The sequence below is a fragment of the Caldithrix abyssi DSM 13497 genome, assembly GCF_001886815.1.
GTDB classification, from domain to species: domain Bacteria; phylum Calditrichota; class Calditrichia; order Calditrichales; family Calditrichaceae; genus Caldithrix; species Caldithrix abyssi.
This window is the reverse complement of the sequence record NZ_CP018099.1, coordinates 3720828-3740862: the sequence shown is the minus strand read 5'-3', so window position 1 is coordinate 3740862 and position 20035 is coordinate 3720828. Positions and strand designations below refer to the sequence as shown.

The window sequence follows — 20035 nt, the reverse complement described above, 5'->3', positions numbered from 1 at the left end:
TAACCACTACCCATAGCATCACAATTATTTTGCAGGTTAAAAAATGAGGCAATCCAGCGTTTGATGTCGTTTGGCATAAAGATAGTTGAGTCCACTCTAAAAAGGTATTGTTATCCAAATTCATTTAAATTGGCCTATTGTTTTTATTTAAATTACATAAAATATATTCGTGTCCATTCGTGAAATTCGTGGTTTTTATACTGAACTCATAGTTTAACGGTTAAAAAACAAAAAACCCACCCGCGTTAGCAGGTGGGCTGGTCATGTATTTTAGGAGGAGCACCAAAAAATACTTTCTTTATTTCACCATTCCGGTAAAGCCCATAAAAGCCATGGCCAGGATGCCAGCGACAATCATGGAAATGGGCGCGCCCTGGAAAGCTTTTGGGATGTCGCGCGTTTCCAGCGCCTCGCGTACGCTGGAAAAAATAACCAGCGCCAATCCAAAGCCCAGCGCCGAACCAAAAGAGAAGATAATTGTTCTGATCAGATCAAACTTACTTTGCACGGCCAGAATGGAAACGCCAAGAATGGCGCAGTTGGTGGTAATTAAGGGCAAAAAAATACCCAGCGCCCGGTAAAGCGCCGGCGCTATTTTTTTCATAACGATTTCCACCAGCTGAACCAGCGAAGCGATAACCAGAATAAAGGCGATGGTTTGCAGGTAGCCGATGTGCAGCGGCTCCAGCACATAAGTTTGAATAATGTAGGTGATGGCTCCGGCCAGGGTTAAAACAAAAATCACGGCCATGGACATGCCCACCGCCGTATCCAATTTTTTTGATACGCCAAAGTACGGGCAAAGGCCTAAAAACCGAGAAAAAATAACATTGTTGACGAAAACTGCGCTAACGATGATCAATGCCATTTCTGCCATCATTTACCCCCTTCCAGCAAGCGGGAAACCTTGTTCATGGCCACTAAAATGAATCCCAGTGAAAGAAATGCGCCGGGAGCCAGCACAAACACCAGAATGGTACTCCAGCTTTCGGGAATCAACTGCATGCCCAGCCAGGCGCCAGAACCTAATATTTCGCGTACGCTGCCCAGAATAAACAGCGCAAAGGTAAAGCCCAGCCCCATGAACAGACCATCGAGAAAAGAATGGCCAATCGAATTTTTAGAGGCAAAGGCTTCCGCCCGTCCCAGGATGATACAGTTAACCACAATTAAAGGAATGAACAGTCCTAAGGTTTTGTGCAGATTGTAAACCGTTGCCTGCATGCTCATATCCACAATGGTCACAAAGGTGGCAATAACCACAATGTACGCCGGAATGCGCACGCGGTTAGGAATAATATTGCGCAGCATGGAGATCACCACATTGGAACAGATGAGCACAAAGGTGGTAGCCAGCCCCATTCCAATGCCATTTTCAGCAGAAGTTGTGGTGGCCAGGGTGGGGCAAAGCCCTAACAATAATACGGTAACCGGATTTTCTACGAAAAACGATTTGATGAATTTTTCTTTGATGTTCATTTTTCTTTTTCCTCTTTAAGCGCCTGAAACACCATTAAAGCCCGTTTTACGCCGGATGTAAAAGCCCGCGAGGTAATGGTTGCGGCCGTCAAGGCGTCAATATCGCCGCCGTCTTTTTTAACAGCCCATTTGGTATTATCCAATGTCCGACCGCGGAATTGTTTCCTGAAGTCTTCTTTTTTCATGTTGTCGCCAAGCCCCGGCGTCTCTTTGTGATTGAGCACGTACGTGTCCAGAACTTTGCCGGTGGAATCGATGCCGATCATCATTTCAAAATCACCGCTGAAACCATTGGGGGCATTTACGATGACGGCGTAGCCGATAACTTTACCGGTGGAATCCCTGGCAGGGAAATATTTAGCCTGAAACGAGCTTAAGTTTTTAGCCAGGGGATCGTCCGGGTATTCTATATGGCCCAAACTGTTAAGCACAATTCGCACGGCGTGCCGCGTTTCCTCTTTCATGTTGCGGGCAATGGGCTCGCGCGTAATCTTGTTCACATAAGCCAGCAGGGCTGCCGCAAAAAAGGCGATCAGCACCAGCACACTGATGATTTTAAATCCGCTTTCCTGTTTATCCATTGTTCACCATCCCAAATTTTTTCTCCGGAAAATAGCGATCTAACAAAGGTACAAAGGCATTCATAAATAAGATGGCAAAAGACACGCCTTCCGGATAACTTCCGAATAAACGAATCAACGCCGTAAAAAAACCGCAACCAAAGCCAAAGATTAACTTGCCTTTAAAGCTTAAAGGCGAAGTAACCATGTCTGTAGCCATGTACAACGCGCCTAAAAACAAACCGCCGGTGAACATGTGAAACACCGGACTGGCATACTGGGCAGGATTAATCGCGTAAAAGATGCCCGTAAAGACGAATACCGTGCCAATAAAGGTCACGGGAATTTCCCACGTTATGTATTTTTTGTAAAAAAGGAAGGCTGCGCCTACCAGAAGCGCCAGCGCAGAAATTTCGCCCAGCGAACCGCCCATGTGTCCCATGGCCAGGTCGCCCACGTTTAATTTGGCAATGGCGCCCACGCCTTCTGTTTTTAAAATACCCAGCGGCGTGGCCCCGGTTGACCCGTCGAACACCTGCGGCAGCGGCCAGGTGGTCATTTGCAACGGAAAGGAAATCAGCAAAAAGACGCGCGCCACCAGAGCGGGGTTAAAGATATTTTGTCCAAGCCCGCCAAAAACTTGTTTGCCTAACACAATGGCCACCAGCGAGCCGATGAACAGCAACCACCAGGGAGCGTTAGAAGGCACGTTCATGGCCAGCAAAATACCCGTTACCAGCGCGCTGCCATCCATGTAGTCGATCTTTTGTCTGGAAAACTTGGCAATAATCGCTTCCATTCCAACGCAAAAGATGCTGGTCAAAACAAGCACGCGAACGGCTTCCCAGCCAAACATCCATACAGAAACGGCCAGCGCCGGAACCAGGGAAAGCGCCACCGAATACATGATTTTGCGCGTGGACTCGCCCACGGTTCCCAGCGGAGAGGAATCCATGATTAACAGTTTTTTAGCTTCCACAGTTAATTCTCTCTTTTTATGATTCTTTTCCCCAACCTCATCCAGTGTACCAGCCTGCGATTGGCAGGGCAAACATAGGTACAGCTTCCACACTCAATGCAATCCATAATGTGCGCTTTAACGTATTCTTCAATTTTATTTGCCCTGATCATCTGTGCGTAAATGGCGACGTCCAGCCCCATCGGACAAACGCTGATACAGCTACTGCATCGCAAACAAGGGTCTTCGACCCGTTCGACAAAAGCGCTGTCGTCAAAAAAGAGCAGGGCAGAGGTCGTTTTGCCAATCGGACTTTCAAAAGAATGGCAGGTGCGTCCCATCATCGGACCGCCTGAAATCAGCAAACGCACGCGATCGGTTGCAATATTAAATTTTTGCACGATGTACGAAACCGGCGTTCCAATGGGTAATAAGATATTACCCGGATTTTCAACCACGTTGCCAGAAATGGTCACCACCCGTTCCATCAGCGGCCGATTGTGGTAAAAGACATCACGAATGGCCAGCACGGTGGCCACGTTTTGCACCACAACGCCCACATCCATGGGCAGGCCTTTGGACGGCACTTCGCGATTCAGCACGGCTTTAATGAGCTGTTTTTCGCCGCCCTGCGGATATTTAGCCTTTAATGGCACAACAAAAATCCCGCCTACCTGAGCGACCGCCTGATCCATTATCTGAAGCGCATCGGGTTTGTTTTCTTCAATGCCGATGTACACGGTTATGTCATTAAAAAGTTTTTGTAGAATTTTAATGCCCTGCACAATTTCGGCCGCTTTTTCCACCATCACTCTGTGATCGGCCGTAATGTAGGGCTCACACTCGGCGCCGTTAATAATCAGAGCGTCGATTTTCTTCTCCGGCGGCGGAGAAAGTTTAACATGCGTCGGGAATCCCGCGCCGCCCATGCCAATGATGCCCGCTTCTTCAATCTTTTTGCGAATCTCATCGGCGGTGATGGTTTCAAAATTCGGCGTAAGCTGCGAGTCAGCGGCCAGCACTTCGGCGTAATTTTTGCCGGCTTCATCGGGCTTAATTTGAATAACCTCGCCAATGGCGCCGCCCAGCAACGGAAAGCGGAAGACTTTTAATACCTTGCCGTTTACCGGAGCATGGACATTGGAGGAGATAAATCCTGTTGATTTGGCTAATAGGTCGCCCCGTTTTACGCTGTCTCCTTTTTTAACGACCACGGTTAAAGGCCGCCCAATATGCTGGTTAACCGGAATAAGCAATGTTTCCGGGATTTCTCCGAAGATGATCGGAGACTGAGCAGAATGTTTTTGATGGGGCGGATGAATGCCGCCTTTCGGAAAAGTTTTAAGCTGTAACATAAACTTCTTGCCCCCGCATTTCTATGGCGTTGGTCGGACAGGCTTCCACACAATCGCCGCAATTGGTGCATTTTTCATAATCAATGCGCGCTAAAAAGTTTTGCACAAAAATAGCCTGATGCTGACAAACTTTTTGACATTTCATGCAGCCGATACAGGCCGTTTTGCAGACCTTTCGCGCTTCTGGCCCGCGGTCGGTATTGGAACACACAACCACCGTTTGCGCAGAAACCGGTCGTAAAAGCAGTAAGTTTTTGGGACAGTGCGCGATACAAATTCCGCAGCCCGTGCATTTTTCCTCGTCGATCACCACAATTCCGTTTTCAATGCGCATGGCGCCAAAATTACACACTGCAACACAGGAGCCCAAACCCAGACAGGAAAAGGCGCAGTCTTTAATCGAATCCGTTACCACCATCGCCGCCCAGCAATCATGAATGCCATGATACTCCAGCGCGTCGCGCGTGTTTTCGTGCGTTCCATTGCAGAGTAAAGTAGCCACTTGTTTTTCCTGGACGCTCGCTTCCAGCCCCAACAATTCGGCAATTTGCTGCATGATGGCAGCTTCGGCCACCGGGCACGGCGGCTCAACTGTTTTTTGGTTTACCATGTGTTCGGCCAGCGAACGACATCCCGCCAGGCCGCAGCCGCCGCAGTTGGCGCCGGGCAGTAGCGCTTCCACCTGATCGATGCGCGGATCCTCATAAACGTAAAATTTTTTGGAAGCGACAAACAAGCCCGAGGCAGAAATTAAAGCAAATCCGGCCAGAATAACGCCAGGCAGTAATATTTCGAACATCAATTTTCTCCCACCAGTTTGATCTGCAAATTCACACCTTTTTTATTTATTAAATTATTCACAATGCGCAGCGCAAAAAATCCAACCCCCAGTCCGCCCATGCTGAACAGGAACAGGTACAGCTCGCTGGAAACATTCCAGACGGCATAAGCCAGCCATAGAGCCGCAAGAAAAAACGCCATGGGGATCAGGTAGAGCAGTATCGAGTATTCCAGCACCCTGTCGAAACACAACTCCACTTTTTGGCCGGGCCGGGGCGCAAAATCAATCTGCTGCCTTAAAATTTCGATCTGTCTCTGTCCCTCTTCTCCGCCAGTGCATAAAGTAGCCATGGCGCAGGAATGACAATCCTCTGTCGGAGATTGTACTGCGACGGTTACAAAATTTTCATTAACCGCAATGATCTTACCCGTTTCTTTAATCGTTTCCATGGCTCCTCTGATTTAGATATGTATTCTAAGCAAACCGTGTACCAAATAAAAGAAAGGGAATTGCATTGGTGGAAATTGAATAATTTCAATCATTTTGCAAAAAGAGGGTCATTTTACTAAAGAGAATGTTTTCTCAATGTTTGGTGAAATGGTTCACTATTTTCTCAAAAATAAGAAAAGCAGGATGAAGCAACAAAGTAGCGGGTGGGCGAGACGACTAATCACCAATTATCATGCTAAAGGGGAGGGTTTTTGTGGGAATTACGAATTAAAAATTATCACGCGGAGCGGGAGGCTGTGCCCGAATTGCGAATGGTGGATTATGGATGAGTTCATCCTTTTTACTATTCCAGTAAGAAAGTCTTTAATTGTCAGTTTTTTATTGGAGTTAAAAGATTTTTTACTTCGTTTGCAATGACCAGTCCAAATAAAAAATAACAAATAGTAAATAAAAAATAAAATCCATCCCCCGTCTGCTGCAAAAACAGCGTTCAAGGGGATGGATCGTTTTACGAACTTGAAAAGCAGCTTTTAAGGTTTGCGGTGTTCGAGGCCAAACTTGTAGCCGGTTTCCACGGCTTTACGGTTGATTTCGATCAGTTTTTTGCGTTTAATAGCTGCCTTTAATGTTTCAAACAGGGTATCGAGATCGAAGAAATTCGTGTAACCGGCGATGGCGCCCAGCACAACCATATTAGCGATACGCGTGTTGCCCAGCTCGTCGGCCATTTTGGTTGCCGGAATGGGCAGCACCTCAACGTCCGTTCGCGACGGCGTAATATCTATCAGCGAGCTGTCGTAAATGATTACGCCGCCAGGTTGAACATCGGACTCAAATTTTTCCAGCGACGGCCGGTTCAGCGCAATTAAAATAGAGGGATTGGCCACCACCGGCGTACCGATCTCGATTTCGCGAATATTCACGTGACAATTGGCCGTACCGCCGCGCATTTCCGGACCGTAAGAGGGCAGCCAGGAAACGTGGTAATCTTGCAGCATGCCGGCCTGAGCCAGCGCCGCGCCTAACAGCAGCACGCCCTGTCCGCCGAATCCGGCAATTTTAATTTCGGGATTGCGATACTTTTGCGGCACATCCAGGCGTTTGAAAGACCTGGTTTCTTCTTTTAGGCCTAATAATTCTTTGATTTCTTCGGCATCCGGTTTGAACTCATGAATTTCATAAGGTTCCACTTCTTTGGTCAGGTCTTTATAGACGCCCAGCGGAAAGACCTTTACCATTTCTTCTTCGATCCACTTCAGCGAATCGACCGGATCCATTTTCCAACCGGAAGGGCAGGGCGATAGGATTTCAACCAGCGAAAAGCCCAGATTGTCCACCTGGTTTTTAATGGCCTTACGCACGGCCATACGCGCTTTTGCCCGGTGTTTATTATCAAACAGGGCCACCCTTTCCACATAAACGGGCGCTTCTAACTGGCTGATCAGTTCGGCGACTTTTACAGGGAAGCCTTCGTTTTGCGGTTTTCGGCCATAGGGCGTGGTGGTTGTCTTTTGGTCAATCAGGGTGGTCGGCGCCATTTGACCGCCGGTCATGCCGTAAATGGCGTTATTGATGAAAAACACGGTAATGTTTTCGCCGCGATTGGCGGCATGCAAAATTTCCGCCGTACCAATGGCTGCCAGATCGCCGTCGCCCTGATAGCTGATAACAATGCTATGGGGATGAGCGCGTTTAATGCCGGTGGCCACCGCCGGCGCCCTTCCGTGGGCAGCCTGAATGTTGCCCGTGTCAAAATAATAATAGGCAAAAACCGAACATCCCACGGGGCTGATAAAAATAGTTCTGTCGGCCACATTAAAATCATCCAGCGCTTCGGCGATGAATTTATGTACATTGCCATGGCCACAGCCCGGACAGTAGTGCGGCATTTTTTTATCGGCGCTGGGATTTCTTTCGTACAAATCGTAAAAACTTCTGGGTTTTCTTAATACTTTATCTGCCATGGCTCACCCCCTGTCTTCCATTAGTTTTTTAGCGTGTTCGAATACTTCTTTCATGGTCGGCACATTGCCCCCCATCCGGCCGTAGAATTCCACCGGACATTTGCCGTTAACAGCCAGGCGTACGTCATCGACCATCTGGCCGTTGCTCATTTCAACCACCAAAAATTTATTAACGCGGTCGGCCAGCTCGGCTATTTTGTTTTTAGGGAAGGGGAACAACGTTTTGGGGCGTAGCATTCCTGCCTTAAACCCTTCTTCGCGTAATTTTTCAACAACCGTTTTAATCACGCGCGATACAATACCGTAACCCATCAGCACCATTTCCGCGTCGTCTAACATAAAGTCTTCGAAGCGCACTTCATTTTTTTCGATTTCGGCGTATTTGCGCTGAAGTTTGCGGTTATGTTCTTCCAGTTCATCCGGTTCCAGATAAATACTGGAGATCAAATTGTGTTTGCTTTCGGCGTCGCCGTACACCGCCCAGTCGAAACGCGGAAGATCGGTTTTAGGTTCGCCAAACTCCACCGGTTCCATCATCTGGCCGATATAGCCGTCTGCTATCACATAAACAGGCGTACGATATTTTTCGGCGATATCAAAAGCCAATTGAACAAAATCGGACATTTCCTGCGCGCTATTGGGCGCCAGAACGGGACATTTGTAATTGCCATGCCCGCCGCCTTTTACCACCTGATTGTAGTCGGATTGTTCCGGGGCTATGTTGCCCAAACCGGGGCCGCCGCGCATGATATCGACAATAACGCACGGCAGTTCTGCGCCGGCAGCGTAAGAAACGCCTTCCTGTTTTAAGCTAATACCAGGACTGGAAGAGGCGGTCATCACGCGCACGCCGCCGCTGGCCGCGCCGTAAACCATATTTATGGAGGCTACTTCGCTTTCGGCCTGTAAAAAGGTGCCGCCTACTTTGGGCAAATACATAGCTGCCGTTTCGGCAATTTCACTGGCCGGCGTAATCGGATATCCAAAATAAATGCGACAGCCGGCTAAGATGGCGCCTCGTACAATGGCATCGTTGCCCTTAACCAGTATTTTACCCATTAAGCCACCTCCTCTCCAACGTATTCATAGCCTTTTTTGTAAACCGTAATCGCTTCCGGTTCGGGACAGGCGTAAAAACAAACGCCACAGCCGGTGCAACCATCACCAAGATAATATGCGTAATGGTAGCCCTTGGTATTAAAGTTGCTGTGAAATTCTAAAACCCGCGGCGGGCAGGCTTCAATACAAATACCGCATCCTTTGCAAAGTTCAGGTTCAACCTTGACAAACGGCTTATCCAAAACATGCTTTTCCATAATTCCCCTTTGTATATTTTTTAGTTAAACCTATTAATAACATTTTTTTAATCTAAAAAAGCACAAATATCATGCCAGCTTGCTTTTTGGACAAGCAAAAAGCAGATTCAAAGTTGGTCATGTTGAAAATTAATCGTTTAGCGTATTCTCCTTTCTTCTTAAAAATTTAATTTTTCTGATTTTTAATAGCGTTTTATTATTTACTGGAAATTATTTCCGCTAAAGTTAAGCGGCGGAATTAATTTAATTTCATTTTATTGCAACTTAACGCAAACCCTTCCAGGTGATCTCCTGTCGGCCGTCCTGAAAGTTGAGATAGCGGGCGAGTACGAACAACAAATCGCTTAACCGATTCAAATAGATAATCCAGTTTTTCTCAATGTCCTCTTCCTGGGCCCAGCGTATTAAATTGCGTTCTGCCCGACGACAAATGGTTCTGGCAACATGGCACAGAGCGCCTTTTTCTCCGCCGCCTGGCAAAATAAATGATTTTAGCGGCGGCAATTTTTCAGAATATTGATCGATGGTTTGTTCCAAAAAATGTATTTCTTTTTCATCGATCTTCTCTTTAAACTTGGAACGCTGTATCTCATCTGGAGTGGCAATCTCTGACGAGAGAGTGAATATCTGAGCCTGGATTCTGGCCAGCAGTTTTTTAATTTCGGCATTCACCAGTTTAGCCTGCAAAAGCCCGATAAAGCTATTGAGCTCGTCCAGCGTGCCATAGGTTTCTATTCGTAAAGTCGATTTTAATACGCGTTGCCCGCCAACCAGATGCGTTAAACCAGTATCTCCGCTTCCCGTGTAAATTTTCATCGTTTCCTTTCCTCAAAATACCTGTATTTTGGGATAACCTAATATACAAAGAAATTTTATTGTTTTAAATAGTTTTTGAAAAGTTTTGATGTAATAAGCGTCACAATCTTAATCCAGAAAATCAATGCGATAAGAACCTGAGGCAGCAAAGCCGCAACCAAAAACATTTTTGCAGGGATTGAAGTACCACAGAGCTCACAGAGAAGTCTCAAAGGGCGCAAAGAATGTTAAAAATTAAAAATAGTTTCCATTCCCCTCACCCTCTTTTCAAGAATAAAAGTCTGGGAGAGGGGACTGTTGAGCGTGTGAGTTATTCCCAACGGTGTAAGTGATTCCTGCGCTGGCCAGTTTCGTGCAAAGGCGAGAAATGGAATGACAGGCCGGCGACCATTCAACCATTCAACTAATCAACCATTTTTGCGGCACAAAAATTTTCAAATCCCGCGCGGGCGGGACTAGATCTTCCAGAGGAAGTATCCTAAATACGCGGTTCTTAGTTGGAGTCGCTCAAAACGGACTTTACTGTCGTGTACATCTCTGACATTCGATAGGGCTTTATAACCATGCCTTTAAAACCATAAGAAGCAAAGTTGGACATCACCGGATCGGTGGAATATCCACTGGAGACAATGGCCTTAACATTTTGGTCAACCTTTTGTAAAGCTTTAATGGTCTCTTTGCCGCCCATTCCACCGGGAATCGTTAAGTCTAAAATAACCAGGTCAAATGGCTGTGCCTTTTTTAATGCCTCTACATATATTTGCACCGCTTCCTCACCGTTTTTGGCCAGAGCTACATTTAATCCGAAATTATTTAAAATTTCCTTTCCAATTTCAAGAATCAGCTCTTCGTCGTCCATCAACAAAACTTTTCCCTTTAATCTGGAATAGGTTTCTGCCGTTTTTTTCTTTTTGTCGGCTTTTTTATCAGAGGCTGGTAAATAGACATAAAAGGTGGTTCCCTGACCAACTTTTGATTGGGCTGTAATGTAACCGCTGTGTTTTTTAATAATGGAAAAGGTCACGGCCAGGCCAAGGCCTGTGCCGGTTTTTTTGGTGGTAAAATATGGGTCAAATATGCGTTGCAGACTTTTTTCGTCAATGCCCACGCCGTGATCTTCCACCAAAAAACAGACATATCTACCGCGCTTTAAAGGTAAATCGGATCGTCCGTCATAAAAATAGTTGTAAGCCTTGATGTTTAATTTTCCACCGTTGGGCATGGCCTGTTTGGCGTTTATGACCAGGTTGTTGATGACCTGTGCCAGCTGGCCTTCATCGGCATCAACAAGCCACAGGTTTTCAGGTATTTCAAATTCAGGTTTGATATTCGAACCGCGTAGCAAAAAGGTAGTGGCTTCTTTTAACATATCTGCCAGCGAGGTCGCCTTTTTAACCGGGGTGCCGCCTTTGGAAAAGGTTAACAGTTGCTGCGTAAGATCTTTAGCGCGCAGGCAGGCTTTTTCCGCTTCGACCAGGCGGCTTTCTATTTGTGCGTTGTCTTTGGCGATCATACGCGCCAGCGAAATATTTCCGAGAATCGCCGTAAGAATGTTGTTGAAATCATGGGCGATTCCCCCCGCCAGTACGCCAACCGATTCCAGTTTCTGGATTTTCATCAACTCCATCTCTGTTTTTTTTATCTCGGTAACATCCATCAAAACGCCATCTACGCGAATAAGGCCATTTTCCAGAAAATTTAAAGTTACCGCGCTGCGAATATAGCGAATGCTGCCGTCTTTGTGAATAATGCGGTATTCGGTTCGCGTTTCGTTTTGCTTTTCAAGAAACGCCCGCTTATTGCGGCTCCTTAATTCCGGTAAATCCTCGGGATGCACAATTTTTGACCAGTTATTTTTATCGCCATTAAAATATGAAGGAGGATAGCCTGTTATTTTTTCGATCACCGGAGAGTAATAACTGTCTAAAATTTTTCCAGTTTTATCCACCAGGGCGCTATAAATGGCGTCGGGAATGGAAGAGATGACTTTTTCAAATTCCTGCTTGGATTGCTCCAACGCCTGTTTACTGCGTAGCAAACGCTCCAGAGCCCGCCTTTGAATGGTCGTATCAACCCAATACTCTACAATATGGGCTACTTTTCCCCGGCGATTGACAAGTGGATAGAGATAGATCTGATAATATTTGATATGCCCTTCCGGAGTGGCCCGGGCTACTTCGTGCATTACGGCCTGACGCTTGTTAATTAAGCGGTCTAACCATTCCTCAATCACTAATTTTTCTTCATCATGTATTTCTTCAAAATAAGCCTTATGAGGAAAGTTCTTTTCTGCCGCAAAATTGGCTAATTCGATTTTGTGATTGTCCGCTTTAAATACGAAAAGCGGATAGTTTAACGAATTGAGAATGTCGTTAAAAAAAAGCCAGTTTCTGCGCTTATTGTTAAAATAAAAATAGAGGGCAAGAAAATTGATAACGGTTAAAAAAATGATCAGATTCAGAATCAGATCGTATCTTTTTTGCAGGGCAATCTTATTTTTTAACTGTGAAAGCTGCTGACTTGTAATTTCGGTATCATTTTTGATCTTTTCAATTTGCTTTTTAATGCGATTCCCGGGCGCCGGGACATCTTCTTGCGCTAAAAGGAGTGAAAAACAAAGCGTTAATAGCAAAAAAAAGAATACCGCAGGGAAAGAAAAAGAAGTGAACCGCTTATTCATGATTACCAGTATTTTTATTTAACATGAATTATCGTATAATTCATTCGTCAGAATTTTGTTAAACTTAACTGTTCATTATTTGATGGAAAAAATTTAACCTGGAGTAGCCACAAAGAGATATCGATAGTTTAACGCGCCTGGCGTTGACCATTTTGTACACTCGGGAACCTTTAAATGGTAGAATGACTTTGTTGGTATTTTACAATTTTTATCCTCATTCGAAATGACAAATCTTCCTTATTTTAGAGCGAACTCTTATCCTGACTTTTTAAAGGCAAAGAAGCACGGTTTTACGCTGGCTGGAATTCGAGAGCTGTTGGAATTGAGTAGCGCTTAGAATGCCGCCTGCCTTGAATACTGCCCTTGAAATATCCGTCCCGCCCTGGGGAGCGAAAATTTTTATGCCGCTGGATTGGTTGAATAGTTAATTAGTTGAATGGTTGAATAGAAACTTACAAATACGCAAATATTGAACATCATTGGAGAAAAATTTCCAACGAACAGTTCTTCCCACTCTCCCAGACTCTTTTTCTTGGAAAGGGGGCGAGGGCAATTGAAACTATTTTTAATTTTTAACATTCTTTGCGCCCTTTGAGACTTCTCTGTGCGCTCAGTGGTTACTTAAATTCCTGCAAAAATGTTTTTGGTTGCGGCTTTGCTGTCTTAGAGATAAGAAACAGATGAGAGAAAAAATTAGAATTGATCGAGCAAAAATTTGCTGAGCTGCGGCAGGCGCTCTAACTGGAGGAACCTGTTTCTGCTTGTTACAATTTTGCACACCTATGCAATTTTTTGTAAATTTAAGTTATGAAACGTTTTTTTCTTATTGCAATTTTATTCCTGTTTGGTTGTCTGGGGGATGCGCCGCGCGACAATCCTCTGGAAAATCAAAATGGATTAACGCTTGAAGGTAGCGTGCACACTTTTTACGCTCCCCATCTTCCGCTGGAAATGGTGCCCGTGCAATTAAAAAAGTTGAATCTGTTAACCTATTCTGACGCGCAGGGTCGCTTTGAGTTTACGCATTTGAAGCCGGATAGCTACACCGTCATTGTGGGGGGGCAGAACTTCAGCAAAGATTCGGTTAGAATGTTTTTAAAAAGGAATACGAGTCTTACTTTTAAAGTCGACCGGCTTCCGCAGTTTTTAGAGATAAGGATTACGACCCATCATCAGGCCCGGTGGTTTCCGGTTGAAGATGCCTATTTTGTGCAGGTTTACATCAGGGCTACCGATCCCGACGGCATTGGCGACCTGAGCCTGGCTTATTACAACGTGCCCGAACTGGGGGTTCGCGATACGCTTTTACCGGGCGCGGACGCCGGCGAATTTTATGCCTGGCAAACGCCAGGAGAGTTCAATGTACAGCATGTTAACCAGCTGATCGGCAAAGCTTTTGAAATGGTTGTGGAAGACGATGCCGGCTTTGGAAAACGTTCGGGCCCCGTGTTTTTAACCAGGATTATTGAACAAACGGTGCAGTTGATTTCGCCAGTGGGCTTGCATACCATCTCCGGAGATACCATACGATTTCAATGGCAGTCCGTCTATTTAACCTTTCCTTTTCATTATAAACTTGAAATTTTTCAAATAAACAACGGGGTAATCAGCATTGTAAAAACGATGGATGGTCTGCCATCCGATCAGACTAAGCTGGAGCTGATAAATTCACTGCCCCCCGGCGACTACTTGTGGCGCATTTATCTGGTGGATGAATTCGGCAACACCAGCAGCTCCAAAGAAGGCGCATTTCAAATTCCATAATATGGGAGAGAGAGTTCTATGGGCGTAAAAGATTCGTTCAAAACCCTGTTAAAAATCAGCGAAGAGATAAATTCCATTCACGAAAGCCAGCATCTGCTGGATCGCATCATGGACCTGGCCATGGAAGCTTTAAATGCCGAGCGTGGTTTTATTTTGATGAAACACTCCGATGACGGTGATTTTACTGTGGTCACCGCGCGCAACATCAGCAGTCAAACGATTGAATCGATGCGTGGTTTTTCATCCAGCATCGTCAACCGCGTTCTGGAACGGGGAGAACCCATTTTAAGCATCGATGCCCAGACGGATCAAAGATTTTCCGGGGCAGACAGCATTATCCTTCAGCAGATTAAATCGGTTATCTGTACGCCATTGATCGATAAGGGTAAGATTATTGCGGCCATTTACATGGACAGCCGGGCGGAGGTTAATCAATTTGACGAAGAGAGTCTGGATTTTTTAAAGACCTTTGCCACCCAGGCGACCATTGCGCTGAGCAACGCCAAAATTCTGGAGAAACTGCAGAACGAAAACAAGAGCCTGAAGCGGCAGGTTTCTCTTTCGCGGGCCTTTCCGGAGATCATCGGAAAGAGCAAGCCTATTTTGACTGTTCTGGAGATGATTCGGGACGTGGCCGATACTTCTGCTTCTGTGCTCATCGAAGGGGAGAGCGGAACAGGAAAAGAGCTGGTGGCCCGCGCCCTGCACGCCCATTCTTCCAGAAGAAACAAAGCTTTTATTCCCATCTTTTGCGGCAGCCTTTCGGAAAACCTTCTGGAAAGTGAGCTGTTCGGACACAAACGTGGCGCTTTTACCGGCGCGGTTGACGATAAACCCGGCTTATTTGAAGAAGCGAACGGCGGCACGCTGTTTCTGGATGAAATTGGCGATGTGCCTTTGCCCATTCAAACCAAATTATTGCGCGTTTTGCAGGAAGGCGAATTTAAACGCGTCGGAGAAAATCAAATCCGAAAGGTTGACGTACGCATTGTAGCGGCAACCAACAAAGACCTGTGGGAAGAGGTGCAAAATGGCAATTTTCGTGAAGACCTTTATTACCGTCTGAATGTTATTAACATTAAAATGCCGCCGCTGCGTGAGCGCAAATCGGATATTCCTTTACTGGCCAACCATTTTTTGAAGAAATATGCCGAAAAGAACAAAAAGGAGATTAAAGGTTTTAGCGCCGACGCTTTGCGCCTGCTGCAAGAGTACCCCTGGCCGGGAAATGTTCGCGAGCTGGAAAACGCCATTGAACGGGCGGTTATTCTGTGCAGAGATTCGGAGATTAAAGCGGAACATTTTAACCTGCGTCAGCAGTCAACGCCCATTCCGATTGGCAAAACACTGAAAGAGATTACGCACTACGCCGTGGTAGAAACCTTAAAACTTGCCGAGGGCAATCGGACAAAAGCGGCGCAGATTTTGGGCGTCTCTCGTCGCTGGCTTTATTACCACATGAAAGAGTGGGGCATGCTCGATGAAGCTTGAAGGGTACGAAATTATCCGGGAAATCAGCCGGGGGCCCATTGCAACGGTTTATCTGGGACGTCAGACGGTCCTGGATCGTCCTGTGTTTTTGAAGGTGCTGAACGAAAACATTCACGATCATCCCGATTTGCTGGAACGTTTTAAGCGCGAAGCCAGAATTTGCGCCCGGCTTAATCATCCCAATATTGTAAATATCTACGACTTTGGCGACGCTGAGGGCTCGTTTTATTTGATCTTTGAATTTGTTAAAGGCCGTCCCTTAAACGAAGTTATCAAAAAATTACACCCTTTACCGCTTCCGGTTATTTACTTTATTTTATATGAGGTGGCCAAAGGCCTGCACTTTGCCCATCAAAATGGGGTTTTACATCGCGATATTAAGCCGGCCAATATCATGATTGGAGACGACGGTTCGGTAAAAATAACCGATTTTGGACTGGCGACCAGCGCCGACCTTCCCAACCTAACCCTTCAGCATGCTGCCGTCGGCACTCCGGCTTACATGTCGCCCGAGCAATCCACCGGTAAAAAACTCGATCCCAAAAGCGACATTTTTAGTCTGGGCGTTACGATTTACGAGACAGCTACGGCGCATAATCCCTTTCTGGGGCAGAACATTGTGGATACATTGAACAATGTGCTGACTAAAAAACCGGAACCATTAAAGAATTTGCGTCAGGACTGCCCTCTCTGGTTCGATCAACTGGTCAATTCCATGCTGGAAAAAAAAGCGGAGCGGCGCTTATCTTCACTGCAAACCATGCTGAACCATGCGCAGCTTAAAAGAGAGGTGATCGATCAGGAACAGTTTTTAAGTTTTCTTAAGAATCCTGAGTCCTTTAAAAAAAGCGGGAGCGCGGAAAAAAAACCAGTTTTGCAAAAATCGATAAAAAAAACCATTCCGCTGATCCTTGGCGCCGTGTTTTTAAGCGCGCTTTTACTTTTTTTTCTTAATTACTTTCGGACATCTGAAAACAGGACGCCGTCACAGTCCAATGCCGTTATTGTGGCGGACAGTGCGCAATCGCCTTTCGTGCCCGACTCTAAAAAGGTGAAAGAAGAATGGCGGGCGGCTGCGGCTGCCGACTCCATTAAAAACCATCTGCCAGAAAGGCGTGTTGTCCAGCCGCCTGCGAAAAAAGAACCGCAAGCGGTGAAAGAACTTCCTGAAGCGACAACCGGCAGGCTGATGATATTTTGTACGCCGTGGGCTCAGGTGTTCATTGACGATCGTCTGGTGGATACAACGCCTTTGAACAAACCTATAGAGCTGGAGACCGGAGAATACACGTTGGCGCTGAAAAATCCAAATTACCAGAGCCTGGTTCAAAAAATCAGGATTAGTCCCGGGCAGGAGGACACGTTGATTTTTCGTTTAAAACCCAAAGTGGGCATTTTACAGATAAGCGCTTTTCCCTGGGGTAAGGTTTTTATTGACGACTCTCTTAAAGGCATAACGCCATTGCAGATCAGGATTCCTGCTGGCAGATACCGCTTGACCATAAAAAACCCGAATTTTAAGATTTACACTGATACCATTACTGTAAAATCGGGGGAAAAAATAGAAAAAAGGATTCAATTAAAAAAATAAGGCACTATTTTTGCAGGGGATTACAGCAGGTATCAAACAAAGGGAAAAACTTTAATGAAAAGAATACAATATCTGACCATTATTTTTATGCTTCAGGTAATTTTTCCGCTCATCGTATGGGGAGGCGAGTGGAAATCATTTGTTCCGATAAACACGCCTCGTGCAGGAGCGGCCAGCGTAGTGCTGGATGGCAAAATTTATGTTCTGGGCGGTAAGTCTTTGGATAACAGGGTGTTAAATACGGTTGATTGCTATGATCCAGCACAAAATGCCTGGATTGAAGACGCGTTGCCGCCTTTTGAGGAAGAGCGCTACAACGCATCGGCTGTAGTCTTTCAAGGGAAGATTTATCTCATAGGCGGGCGCGGATCAAGCGAAGTGCTGGACTATGTAGAGGTCTATGACCCTGTGCAAAATGAGTGGCAAGATGTGCAAGATATTCACGATGAGCGAGAAGGCCATGTGGCGGTAATTATCAATAACCATATTTATATCATTGGCGGTCAGGAAAATGAATACGAAATAACAAAGAAAATTGAGTGGTACGACGAAGCAAACGATGAATGGATCGAAGAGAGAGAAAAATGTCCCTTTCCGCGCGTTGCGCATTTTGGCGCCAGCCTGGACGATATTTTTTACATGTTTGGCGGCTACTATTTCGGAATGAACGAAAACAGCTACAGGTGGAAGGCATCGCCGCCGCACAGCGGATGGGAAGACCTTCCTGCTTTGTCTCAGGCCCGGGCCTATGGTGCGACGGTTGTAAAGGGCGACAGTATATTTTTAATAGGAGGGGAAACCGCCTCCGGCAAAACCGACTTAGTCGAAATATTTGATGTGCGCACCCAGTCACTGTCCACAGGACCTTCGTTACCCGCGCCGCGCAGCGGTCTTACCGGCGTTTGTCTTAATGACACGATTTTTGTAATCGGAGGATATGACCCTACTACAGGTAAGCCTATTTCCACTGTTGATATCTTTGTAGAAACGGCCACGGCCATCGAGGAGCCTGCTCCCGGCTTTAGGTTGCCTCGCTCGGAAATCTTAATAAACGGATACCCCAATCCATTTAACGGGCAAATTTCCATTGATGTTACGCTTCCCCGACTTGCTTCGTATCGGATAGATATTTATAATCTGAAAGGGCAACACATTAAGTCGTTGTTCAATGGTATGGCAACGGGAGGCAGTAAACATTTTATCTGGCAGGCTCAAAATGAAAAAGGACAGCTCGTTTCTTCAGGGATCTACTGGTTGGTGGTTCGATCGCCGTACAATCAGGCCGTTTTTAAAATTATTTACGCCCGGTAAAATCTTACTACTGTGGATGTTTTTTTTTATTGCCACCACTACTGCCCACTCACAACCATTAGCGCCGTTAAAAGCGTATTACGAATCCCTTGAATTTGAAAAAACCATTTCCTATGGCCAGCAATTACTTAAGGATGCAAGCTCATTTACGCCCGACGAATTGATTGAAATTCACAAATATCTGGGCTTTGCGTATTTTAATTTAAGGAAACTGGATTCGGCCAGAGTTCAGTTTTTAACCATTCTTGAGTTAGATCCCGGTTACGAATTTGATCCGATTACCACTTCGCCTAAAATTATTGCCTATTACAATGCGTTGAAAAAGGAGTTTAAGCAGGGGAGGTTTAAAGAAAAACCGGCGGCCATTCGCTATGTTTTTATCTCTGACAAAAGGCCCGCGGCCAGCCTTCGTTCTGTGTTTCTCCCTGGCTGGGGGCAGTACTACAAAGGGCAAAAAAAGAGAGCCGCGCTGTTTTTTTCGAGCTTCCTTGTGGCATCGGCGGCCACTGCCAGCGCCGCCATTCTTGAAAACCATTATCACCAAAAGTACAGGGCTGTTGATGATATTACGAAATTGGATGCGGCCTATGATGATTATAACAGATGGTACAAATTAAGAAAGGCCGGAGTTATTGTAACGGCTGGTGTGTGGCTTTCTTCTGTTTTTGATGCAATGTGGAGTAATTATGAAAGACAAAGTGTTCGCGTTTCAATAACGACATTCGACAGGCAAAGCATTACCCTGTCTATTAATTTTTGACCAGGTTAATATCAACGGGACGTTTATCCACAAAATAATCTGAATCGGTGGTTATCTCTACAAACACTTCAAATAAATACGGATCCCACAGCCCCTGATTTTTTTGTTTTTCCATTGTACTTAATGCCTGTTGCAAAGTTAAGGGAGTGTGGTAAGGTCTTGGAGCGATCAATGCTTCAAAACAATCTACCAGGCCGATGATGCGACTTATTAAAGGGATTTGTTGTTCACTTAAGCCAAAGGGATAGCCGCTTCCATTATACCGTTCATGATGAAATAAGATTCCTGCCAGCAAGGGTTTTAGGTGAGGAATTTGTCTGATGAGAGAGGCGCCTAATTCCGGATGCAGACGAATCATCTTCCATTCTTTGGCATTCAATTCTTCTTTTTTTTGAAATAATTTCACGGGTAAAAATATTTTCCCTATATCATGTAAATAGGCAGACCTTTTTAATAAATATAATTCATTGGCAGAAAGATTAACAGCGGTGCCCAATGTTTCAGCCAGCAGGGCCACGCGGGCGCTGTGTGTAAACGATGTTTTGTTAATAGACATCTCAAGTTGCTGCATGAATTTCGTGAGCAGTTCAAAGGCATCCTTTTTTTGATGCAGATAATTCGCAAGTTCCAGCAGAGAGGGCATACTGTTATCGATTAAATGTAACTCTTCTATCCGCATATCAACTCCTCTTTCGTATTTAAAAATAACCTTACTCACCATCAGCGGTGAGTAAGGTTATGGGCGCTATCATGCGTGCC

The 20035-nt window shown here is 45.6% G+C and carries 18 protein-coding genes; 5 read left to right on the top strand and 13 right to left on the bottom strand.

All coding sequences use genetic code 11. From position 1 onward, the window contains the following. Nucleotides 1-298 precede the first annotated feature (298 nt). The 12 genes from rsxA to Cabys_RS14560 all read right to left on the bottom strand — a co-directional run bounded on the left by rsxA (nucleotide 299) and on the right by Cabys_RS14560 (nucleotide 12359). Nucleotides 299-877: an electron transport complex subunit RsxA gene (gene rsxA / locus Cabys_RS14620; RefSeq protein ID WP_006926886.1), complete on the bottom strand. Its 579-nt coding sequence runs from the start codon at nucleotides 875-877 to the stop codon at nucleotides 299-301. After that, a complete protein-coding gene (locus Cabys_RS14615; RefSeq protein ID WP_006926885.1) occupies nucleotides 877-1479 on the bottom strand; it encodes an RnfABCDGE type electron transport complex subunit E in 603 nt (200 codons plus the stop codon). Before Cabys_RS14615 ends, rsxA begins: the two co-directional genes overlap by 1 nt. Then, entirely contained in the window at nucleotides 1476-2060 is a 585-nt protein-coding gene (locus tag Cabys_RS14610) for an RnfABCDGE type electron transport complex subunit G (protein WP_006926884.1), read from the bottom strand. Before Cabys_RS14610 ends, Cabys_RS14615 begins: the two co-directional genes overlap by 4 nt. Then, a complete protein-coding gene (locus Cabys_RS14605) occupies nucleotides 2053-3018 on the bottom strand; it encodes an RnfABCDGE type electron transport complex subunit D (RefSeq protein ID WP_006926883.1) in 966 nt (321 codons plus the stop codon). Before Cabys_RS14605 ends, Cabys_RS14610 begins: the two co-directional genes overlap by 8 nt. A 2-nt stretch (nucleotides 3019-3020) precedes the next feature. Further along, entirely contained in the window at nucleotides 3021-4352 is a 1332-nt protein-coding gene (gene rsxC / locus Cabys_RS14600; protein WP_006926882.1) for an electron transport complex subunit RsxC, read from the bottom strand. Continuing rightward, entirely contained in the window at nucleotides 4339-5151 is an 813-nt protein-coding gene (locus Cabys_RS14595; protein WP_006926881.1) for an RnfABCDGE type electron transport complex subunit B, read from the bottom strand. The genes rsxC and Cabys_RS14595 overlap by 14 nt, the downstream gene beginning before the upstream one ends. Continuing rightward, nucleotides 5151-5582 carry a SoxR reducing system RseC family protein gene (locus tag Cabys_RS14590; RefSeq protein WP_006926880.1) on the bottom strand — a complete coding sequence of 144 codons (432 nt, stop codon included), beginning with the start codon at nucleotides 5580-5582 and terminating at the stop codon, nucleotides 5151-5153. The genes Cabys_RS14595 and Cabys_RS14590 overlap by 1 nt, the downstream gene beginning before the upstream one ends. Before the next feature lie 531 nt (nucleotides 5583-6113). Beyond that, complete coding sequence (locus Cabys_RS14580; protein ID WP_006926878.1) at nucleotides 6114-7547, bottom strand: 2-oxoacid:acceptor oxidoreductase family protein; 1434 nt, start codon at nucleotides 7545-7547, stop codon at nucleotides 6114-6116. Between the two features lie 3 nt (nucleotides 7548-7550). Further along, complete coding sequence (locus Cabys_RS14575) at nucleotides 7551-8606, bottom strand: 3-methyl-2-oxobutanoate dehydrogenase subunit VorB (protein WP_006926877.1); 1056 nt, start codon at nucleotides 8604-8606, stop codon at nucleotides 7551-7553. Continuing rightward, the gene (locus Cabys_RS14570; RefSeq protein ID WP_006926876.1) at nucleotides 8606-8863 is read right to left on the bottom strand and encodes a 4Fe-4S dicluster domain-containing protein; all 258 of its coding nucleotides are present in this window, start codon (nucleotides 8861-8863) and stop codon (nucleotides 8606-8608) included. The genes Cabys_RS14575 and Cabys_RS14570 overlap by 1 nt, the downstream gene beginning before the upstream one ends. A 264-nt stretch (nucleotides 8864-9127) precedes the next feature. After that, nucleotides 9128-9679, bottom strand: coding sequence for a cob(I)yrinic acid a,c-diamide adenosyltransferase (locus Cabys_RS14565; RefSeq protein WP_006926875.1), 552 nt, complete (start codon nucleotides 9677-9679; stop codon nucleotides 9128-9130). A gap of 493 nt (nucleotides 9680-10172) precedes the next feature. Continuing rightward, complete coding sequence (locus Cabys_RS14560) at nucleotides 10173-12359, bottom strand: hybrid sensor histidine kinase/response regulator (protein WP_006926874.1); 2187 nt, start codon at nucleotides 12357-12359, stop codon at nucleotides 10173-10175. 807 nt (nucleotides 12360-13166) lie between these two features. Between Cabys_RS14560 and Cabys_RS14555 the strand changes: the two genes are divergently transcribed. Genes Cabys_RS14555 through Cabys_RS14535 form a run of 5 tightly spaced genes read left to right on the top strand, consistent with a single transcriptional unit; the run spans nucleotide 13167 to nucleotide 19276 of the window. Next, on the top strand, nucleotides 13167-14123 hold the full coding sequence (locus Cabys_RS14555; RefSeq protein WP_006926872.1) for a peptidase associated/transthyretin-like domain-containing protein: 957 nt from the start codon (nucleotides 13167-13169) through the stop codon (nucleotides 14121-14123). Between the two features lie 18 nt (nucleotides 14124-14141). Then, nucleotides 14142-15614 carry a sigma-54 interaction domain-containing protein gene (locus Cabys_RS14550; protein WP_006926870.1) on the top strand — a complete coding sequence of 491 codons (1473 nt, stop codon included), beginning with the start codon at nucleotides 14142-14144 and terminating at the stop codon, nucleotides 15612-15614. Beyond that, a complete protein-coding gene (locus Cabys_RS14545; RefSeq protein ID WP_006926869.1) occupies nucleotides 15604-17205 on the top strand; it encodes a serine/threonine protein kinase in 1602 nt (533 codons plus the stop codon). Before Cabys_RS14550 ends, Cabys_RS14545 begins: the two co-directional genes overlap by 11 nt. A 54-nt stretch (nucleotides 17206-17259) precedes the next feature. Further along, nucleotides 17260-18516, top strand: coding sequence for a Kelch repeat-containing protein (locus Cabys_RS14540; protein ID WP_006926868.1), 1257 nt, complete (start codon nucleotides 17260-17262; stop codon nucleotides 18514-18516). Further along, nucleotides 18422-19276, top strand: a complete 855-nt coding sequence (locus Cabys_RS14535) for a hypothetical protein (RefSeq protein WP_150109225.1) — start codon at nucleotides 18422-18424, stop codon at nucleotides 19274-19276. Before Cabys_RS14540 ends, Cabys_RS14535 begins: the two co-directional genes overlap by 95 nt. Here Cabys_RS14535 and Cabys_RS14530 read toward each other — a convergent pair. Further along, entirely contained in the window at nucleotides 19266-19955 is a 690-nt protein-coding gene (locus Cabys_RS14530) for an HD-GYP domain-containing protein (RefSeq protein ID WP_006926865.1), read from the bottom strand. The genes Cabys_RS14535 and Cabys_RS14530 overlap by 11 nt on opposite strands. Nucleotides 19956-20035 lie beyond the last annotated feature (80 nt).

Excerpts from the sequence above, each read along its gene's own strand:
- rsxA (WP_006926886.1), bottom strand. The coding sequence starts at position 877 with ATGGCAGAAATGGCATTGATCATCGTTAGCGCAGTTTTCGTCAACAAT.
- Cabys_RS14615 (WP_006926885.1), bottom strand. The coding sequence starts at position 1,479 with ATGAACATCAAAGAAAAATTCATCAAATCGTTTTTCGTAGAAAATCCG.
- Cabys_RS14610 (WP_006926884.1), bottom strand. The coding sequence starts at position 2,060 with ATGGATAAACAGGAAAGCGGATTTAAAATCATCAGTGTGCTGGTGCTG.
- rsxC (WP_006926882.1), bottom strand. The coding sequence starts at position 4,352 with ATGTTACAGCTTAAAACTTTTCCGAAAGGCGGCATTCATCCGCCCCAT.
- Cabys_RS14595 (WP_006926881.1), bottom strand. The coding sequence starts at position 5,151 with ATGTTCGAAATATTACTGCCTGGCGTTATTCTGGCCGGATTTGCTTTA.
- Cabys_RS14590 (WP_006926880.1), bottom strand. The coding sequence starts at position 5,582 with ATGGAAACGATTAAAGAAACGGGTAAGATCATTGCGGTTAATGAAAAT.
- Cabys_RS14580 (WP_006926878.1), bottom strand. The coding sequence starts at position 7,547 with ATGGCAGATAAAGTATTAAGAAAACCCAGAAGTTTTTACGATTTGTAC.
- Cabys_RS14575 (WP_006926877.1), bottom strand. The coding sequence starts at position 8,606 with ATGGGTAAAATACTGGTTAAGGGCAACGATGCCATTGTACGAGGCGCC.
- Cabys_RS14570 (WP_006926876.1), bottom strand. The coding sequence starts at position 8,863 with ATGGAAAAGCATGTTTTGGATAAGCCGTTTGTCAAGGTTGAACCTGAA.
- Cabys_RS14565 (WP_006926875.1), bottom strand. The coding sequence starts at position 9,679 with ATGAAAATTTACACGGGAAGCGGAGATACTGGTTTAACGCATCTGGTT.
- Cabys_RS14560 (WP_006926874.1), bottom strand. The coding sequence starts at position 12,359 with ATGAATAAGCGGTTCACTTCTTTTTCTTTCCCTGCGGTATTCTTTTTT.
- Cabys_RS14555 (WP_006926872.1), top strand. The coding sequence starts at position 13,167 with ATGAAACGTTTTTTTCTTATTGCAATTTTATTCCTGTTTGGTTGTCTG.
- Cabys_RS14550 (WP_006926870.1), top strand. The coding sequence starts at position 14,142 with ATGGGCGTAAAAGATTCGTTCAAAACCCTGTTAAAAATCAGCGAAGAG.
- Cabys_RS14545 (WP_006926869.1), top strand. The coding sequence starts at position 15,604 with ATGAAGCTTGAAGGGTACGAAATTATCCGGGAAATCAGCCGGGGGCCC.
- Cabys_RS14540 (WP_006926868.1), top strand. The coding sequence starts at position 17,260 with ATGAAAAGAATACAATATCTGACCATTATTTTTATGCTTCAGGTAATT.
- Cabys_RS14535 (WP_150109225.1), top strand. The coding sequence starts at position 18,422 with ATGAAAAAGGACAGCTCGTTTCTTCAGGGATCTACTGGTTGGTGGTTC.
- Cabys_RS14530 (WP_006926865.1), bottom strand. The coding sequence starts at position 19,955 with ATGCGGATAGAAGAGTTACATTTAATCGATAACAGTATGCCCTCTCTG.